We start from the raw sequence: 2,090 nt of genomic DNA on the forward strand, positions 1-2,090 counted from the left end.
CCTAGGTTGAGCACTGAACTCTCAGATTGATGAAGGTGCAAGTCCTTCCCGCAAGATTCATGCGTGACTCCTTATCTGCTCACACCGACCAAGCTCAATTCTTGGAGAGTGAAGCTGGGAACAGGGCACAATCAGACGGCTGTTATGGGCTGACACTGGTGCTAACAGGGAGTTCCTACGGTGAAACCGAGCCTAAAAAAGTAACTTACACTTAGGCAGGGCATAACTTAAAAAACCCTGACCTCATCAGAGCTAAAGCCCGACGCATCATTTCCACAATAGCGTCCAGAATCTTGGGTTTCTGATAGTTAAATTGGCTACACCTAACGGAACAATCAATCATCTGAGGGAACGAATAAAAACGACTTGAGAGTCATGGATACGTCGATTTCCATGTAGGTAAGATGAGATACGGAACTCTCTCAAGACGGGTAGGATGCGAAGTAATTTTCGCAAGGTATTCAGAAAACACTCAACAGAGCAGAGCATGATTAGACACAGTAGTAATACCAGTGAATCTTGGAAGAATCTACCGTGGAAGAAGTTCCGCAAAGATTTATTTCGCCTACAAAAGAGAGTGTTCAAAGCGGTTCAAGCAGGAAACAAGCGGAAAGCGCAGTCTCTGCAAAGACTTATTCTGAAATCCAAAGCTGCTAGATTCCTAGCAATTCGACAAGTAACACAGCTAAACGCTGGCAAGAAAACAGCAGGTGTTGACGGTGTAAAATCTCTCGGCTTTACAGGACGTTTCTACCTAGAAACAATACTTAAAGAGTCGGCAGGTAATTGGCATCATCAAGGACTACGGGAAATCCCAATCCCAAAAAAGGACGGGACAACCAGAATGCTAAAAATCCCAACTATCGCGGATAGAGCTTGGCAATGCCTCGCTAAATACGCTTTAGAACCAGCACACGAAGCAACATTCCATGCTTACAGCTACGGGTTCAGAGCCGGACGCTCCGCGCACGATGCACAGAAAATCCTGTTCAACAATCTAAGAAGCTACTGTAATGGAATGGAAAAACGAGTGATCGAACTCGACATAGAAAAATGCTTCGACAGGATTAGTCACACCACCATAATGGACAACTTAATTGCGCCCAAAGGTATCAAGCTCGGAATCTTCCGATGCCTAAAAGCTGGGGTCAACCCCGATTTCCCGGAACAAGGAACTCCTCAAGGTGGGGTGGTGAGTCCCCTATTAGCCAACATCGCTCTTAACGGGATTGAAAGTATTCACAGATACCATAAGGATGGATTTAGAATAACTGGCAAAACCCCAGCGTCAAACATTGTCGAAACATCAATCCGTTATGCGGATGATATGGTGATAATGCTTAGACCTCAAGACGATGCAGTCAAAATACTTGCCGAAATTGATAATTTTTTAGCAGCAAGAGGAATGATGGTAAGTGCTAAGAAGACCAAGATTACCGCTACGACAGATGGATTCGACTTTCTCGGCTGGCACTTCAAAGTGTTAAGCGACGGAAGATTTAAAAGCTACCCCTCAGTGGATAATTTTAAAAAGTTCCGTTTGAAGGTAAAGAACATCGTTAATTGCTCGAATTATGGTTCTAAGGTAAAAGCCGAAAAGCTAGCACCAATAGTTAGAGGATGGAGAAATTACCATAGGTTCTGTGATATGTCAGGAGCAAGGTTTTCACTTTGGTTCTTAAATCACAGAACATACACGGTATTTAACAAGGAATCCAAAAATACCAGAGAATCAAGCGTTAAGCTTGTTAAGAAGGCATTTCCAACGGTTCCTTACTCCGAAAACAAACACATCTCCGTCAAAGGGGATAAATCGCCCTATGACGGAGATTTAACTTATTGGAGCGAACGCAATAGTAAGTTATACGATGATTTGACCTCTAAAGCCCTTAAAAAGCAAAACCATTCATGCGGTCATTGTGGGATGAAATTTATGAGCGACGAGCGAGTAAATCTACATCACATCGACGAGAATCATGATAACTGGAAACCTAAAAATCTTCTAGCAATCCACGAATCCTGTCATGACTACTCACACATGAGCAAAAGGGTCACTCCCTAAGAATATCGGGAGCTGGATGCACGGAAAC

Annotated in this window: 2 protein-coding genes; both read left to right on the forward strand. The window is 43.4% G+C overall.

Features of this window, described 5'->3' with window-relative positions:
* Positions 1-59: 59 nt before the first annotated feature.
* Positions 60-215 (forward strand): hypothetical protein, encoded by a 156-nt coding sequence (locus QT979_RS28750; protein ID WP_333050788.1) that lies wholly within the window; start codon positions 60-62, stop codon positions 213-215.
* A 272-nt stretch (positions 216-487) separates the two neighbouring features.
* Positions 488-2,062, forward strand: coding sequence for a reverse transcriptase domain-containing protein (locus QT979_RS28755; RefSeq protein ID WP_333312373.1), 1,575 nt, complete (start codon positions 488-490; stop codon positions 2,060-2,062).
* Positions 2,063-2,090: the final 28 nt, after the last annotated feature.

It is taken from the genome of Microcoleus sp. w2-18bC1, from assembly GCF_036700365.1.
Classification (GTDB): Bacteria; Cyanobacteriota; Cyanobacteriia; order Cyanobacteriales; family Microcoleaceae; genus Microcoleus.

Coding starts and splice junctions, on each gene's coding strand:
- QT979_RS28750 (WP_333050788.1), top strand. CDS start 60: ATGCGTGACTCCTTATCTGCTCACACCGACCAAGCTCAATTCTTGGAG.
- QT979_RS28755 (WP_333312373.1), top strand. CDS start 488: ATGATTAGACACAGTAGTAATACCAGTGAATCTTGGAAGAATCTACCG.